Origin of the sequence: uncultured Aureimonas sp. (assembly GCF_913775355.1) — a bacterium.
GTDB lineage: Bacteria > Pseudomonadota > Alphaproteobacteria > Rhizobiales > Rhizobiaceae > Aureimonas.
In genome coordinates this window covers 1-3,905 of sequence record NZ_CAJYIU010000136.1, presented here as the reverse complement: position 1 = coordinate 3,905, position 3,905 = coordinate 1, and the positions used below count along the sequence as shown (strand labels likewise).

Here is a 3,905-nt window from a genome sequence, read left to right as displayed (position 1 = left end):
CCTCAAAGGTGCGGCCGGTGACCTGGCGATCGAACAGGCCCATCGCCGGGTCAAGCTCTTCAACCGCCGCGGCCAGCCGATGGCGCGAACGGACTGGCCAAGTAGCCGAGCCCTCTACGACGGTCACACCAGCCGGGACGTCGAACTCCAGATCCAGATGGTGGATGGGGGGCGGCTATGGATGGCGGTCAGCGCAGCGCCGATAAAACCGGACCCGGACGGTCCGCCCGCGGCCGTCGTCGCGTTCTCGAACATCACCGCCCGCAAGCGCGCCGAGGCGGAACGCGAGGGCCTGATGCAGCGGCTCGTCGACGTTCAGGAGGCGGAGCGCCTCCATTTCGCCCGCGAGCTGCATGACGAGCTGGGCCAGGAACTGACCGCGCTCCTGATCGGTTTGAAGGCGCTCGAGACTACCGCATCCGACGGGGCTCGCGCCGAGCGGATCCGCGAACTGCGCGACATCGCCAACCGCATGAACGGGCAGGTCCACCACATGGCAGGGAACTTGCGGCCGCTGATCCTCGAGGACCTCGGGCTCCTTTCGGCGATCGAGGAGCTGGCGCTCGGCTGGGGCGCAAAGCTCGGCATCGACGTCGACCTGCTTCTGGACGGACTGGACGGACCGATCGCACCGCAGGCGTCCATCGCACTCTACCGGGTCTTGCAGGAAGCCCTCACCAACGTCGCCCGGCATGCCGAGGCGTCCCGGTTCAGCATCACGGCTCGGCGCGCCGGCGGGACGTTGCGCGTCGCCGTCGAGGATGACGGCAAGGGATTCGACCCGGGCGAGAACGGAACCGGGCGGGCGCGACGGAACGGGCTCATCGGCATGCGCGAGCGGTTGGCCGCGGTCGGCGGCGAGTTCACGATCGAAAGCCGACAGGGACACGGAACGACGGTCTACATCTCAGTGCCCGTCGCCGAAGGGAGGGAAACGCATGATGTCGGAGCGAAGGTACCGGCTCTTCATCGTGGATGACCATCCAGTCGTCCTCTCCGGGCTCCATTCCCTGCTCGCCCAGCAGGAGGACCTCGATCTCGTCGGTCAGGCCGGCGATGCCGAGACAGCCCTCGAACAGTTGGAAACCACCCCCGTCGATCTTGTCGTTGTCGACGGCTCGTTGCCGGGCGCGTCCGGCACCGATCTTGTCTCGCGCATAACAGCACGCTTCCCAACCGTCCGCACGATCGCGCTGACCCTTCATGAGGAAGGCGCGTATGTCCGCGCCTTCTTCCGGGCCGGAGCAAAAGGATTCGTGCTCAAGCGATCCGCCGCCGAGGATCTCCTGAAAGCCATTCGCGCGGTCCTTTCGGGAGGCGTGCCGTCGATCCGGCCGTGGCCGCGAAGGTCATCCCGGCAGAGCCCGACGCCCGCTCGCGGGCAGAACTCCTCAGCGAGCGGGAGGAGCGCGTCGTGCGTCTTGTCGCGGAAGGGTTCTGCAACAAGGAGATCTCGACGCAGCTCGGCCTCAGCATCAAGACGGTTGAGACGTACCGCGCCCGGGCCTTCGAAAAGCTCGGGCTGCGAAGCCGGGCGGCCGTGTTCCGGCATGCCATGGCCGAAGGTTGGTTCGCCGAGCATTAGGCGGGGTAACAGGCAGCGAGACCCCGATCCCGAGCCGGCTTGTCTGCATCGGGCGCGGCTATCGTCCGACGCATGCGCGGCGCTTCGCGGGACGTTGCTCAACTGCCAGGTCCATGCCACCCTTCCGCACTGTTCGAGGATCGGCGAGCGAGGTCGCGTCGGGCATGCGAAGGTCGGTTCTCTGCGTCTTGGCCATGGCGACGGCCTTCCCCGCCGCGGCCGACGACGTCCTGCCGCTCTTGCCGGACCTCGCCTCGATCGACCCGGCTCTGGCGGGCGGGTTCAACGTCGGTGACGGCAATGTCGGTGCCTTCAATCGCGGCACCGGGAACCAAGGCTACTTCAACGCCGGAACGGGCAACATTGGAGCCTTCAACGGCAACGGCAACGCCGACGGCACGAGCGGCAACGGCAACCGCGGCGTCTTTAATGGCAACCGAAACGGCGGGGCTCGCAACGGCAACGGCAACGACGGCGCCTTCAACGGCAATCTCAACGGTTTCGCCAGTCGTGGGACGAATGTCGGCGGAGACAACGGCAACGCCAATCAGGGTGCCCTGAACGGCAACCTCAACGGCGCCTTCGTCAACGGAAGCGACGTCGGCAACGCGAACGGCAACCGGAATGTCGGCACCCTGAACGGCAACCGCAACGGCAGTGGCGCTCCTGCCGGTGACCCCGCGCCGATGTCCGCCGCATTCGCCACCACTGTCGGTCCCTTCGCATCCGCCACCGGGTTCGCGGCAACGGCAGTTGGCACGCTCGCGTCGGCTCCGGGCTTCGCCTCGACGGCAACGGGGCAGTTCGCCACCGCCGCCGGATTCGCCACGACGGCGGCCGGACAGTTCGCCACGGCGTCTGGATTCGCGGCGACCGCCGTCGGTCAGTTCACTGAGGCGAGCGGCTTCGCCTCGACGGCCATCGGCCAGTTCAGCACCGCCTCGGGCGCGGCGGCAACCAGCGTCGGGCAGTTCGCGACCGCATCCGGTGCCCTTTCGACCGCGATCGGCCAAGCCAGCACGGCATCCGGCCGGCAAAGCGTCGCGATCGGGCAAGGCGCGTCCGCGCCGTTCGATCGCTCGATCGCCATCGGCCAGGGCGTGCAGACCCGCCGCGAGGGAGAGATCCGGATCGGCGACGAGACGCAGAGCGTGGCTATACCTTCGCTGGCCTCGAATGGCGCCCGGGGCGGATCACGGTTCGTCACCGCCAACGACGCGGGCCTCATTACCCCGACGAACTTCACCGTCGACGACGTGCTCTCGCGGATCGACGAGACGGGAGAGCGGGCGAGCGAAGGAACTGCGCTGGCTCTGGCGGTCGGTGGCCTATCCTTTCCGCCGGACGGGCGGAACTTCGCGTTGGCAGGCAACGTCGCGGCCTTCGACGGGCAAACGGCCGGCGGGCTCGGCATGGTCGGTCGCCTGACCAGCGATCCGACCTACGACCTCTTCGTGAACGCAGGCGTCGGCGTCGGGTTCGACACGGGACGCGCCGGGGCGCGGGTCGGCCTTGCGCTGGCCTGGTAGGACGATCGCGGCATCGATCGTCGTGGCCGGCCTGATGGCTGCGGTGTCATCGGCGATGAGCCAGCAGCCGAACCCCTGCAACGGCGGCTCGGACACGTGCTTGGACGTTGGCGACGCTGCCGCGGCGAACTCCCGTCTCGCATTGACGCTGGTCCGCACCCTCTTCGTGTCGGTCGGACAGGCCATCGAGACCGGGAACTACTCGGTTCTACGCGATCTGGCGACACCGGCCTTCCGGAAGCGATACTCCGCCGCTGGCCTTGAGATCGCTCTGGCGCCCCTTCGCGACGGAGGGTACCGACTTCAGGACGCGGTCCTTCTCGTGCCACGGATCGACGCGTTTCAACGAGAGGACGACGATCGGCTGCGGCTGATCGGAGCGGTTCCTATCGCACCCGGGCCGCTTCACTTCGACGTCCTCTTTCAGAACATCGCAGGCTCGTGGCAGCTCCTCGGATTCCAGTTCTCACCGGATGCCGACATGGCAGCAGCACCCGGTCGTTGAGAGGCCCTTTGTGGTGACGGTGAGCGGCTGGAGCTGGGCTGACGAAGCCGCATTCCCGTCCGCTTTCCGACGGTCTTCTCCTAAAGCAGACTATCCGCAAACCACCCCGTCCGGTCTCGAATGGCAACGAAAGCGAATGCCCGGAAGCGGGCCGACGGGTTTCGACCCTTCGAGGACATCGCGGGCGTCAGACTTAGCCATCAGAAGCGGACACTCTCTAGCTCAAGAAAATATCCGCTTCCAACTCAGGAGAGTCTCGCCTTGACGAACAAGACGAGAAGGTTCG

At 67.0% G+C, this 3,905-nt stretch carries 4 protein-coding genes and 1 pseudogene; all 5 read left to right on the top strand.

All coding sequences use genetic code 11. The features are described from left to right. On the top strand, positions 1-979 hold a 979-nt coding region (locus QZ753_RS09270), incomplete at its 5' end, for an ATP-binding protein (RefSeq protein ID WP_294643046.1). Further along, positions 939-1,241, top strand: a pseudogene (locus QZ753_RS09265) (response regulator transcription factor); the annotation flags it as partial. The gene QZ753_RS09270 and the pseudogene QZ753_RS09265, both read left to right, overlap by 41 nt. Before the next feature lie 95 nt (positions 1,242-1,336). Next, the gene (locus QZ753_RS09260; protein ID WP_294643044.1) at positions 1,337-1,585 is read left to right on the top strand and encodes a LuxR C-terminal-related transcriptional regulator; all 249 of its coding nucleotides are present in this window, start codon (positions 1,337-1,339) and stop codon (positions 1,583-1,585) included. Between the two features lie 164 nt (positions 1,586-1,749). After that, positions 1,750-3,114, top strand: coding sequence for a hypothetical protein (locus QZ753_RS09255; protein WP_294643042.1), 1,365 nt, complete (start codon positions 1,750-1,752; stop codon positions 3,112-3,114). A 55-nt stretch (positions 3,115-3,169) separates the two neighbouring features. Beyond that, positions 3,170-3,619: a hypothetical protein gene (locus QZ753_RS09250; protein WP_294643040.1), complete on the top strand. Its 450-nt coding sequence runs from the start codon at positions 3,170-3,172 to the stop codon at positions 3,617-3,619. Positions 3,620-3,905 lie beyond the last annotated feature (286 nt).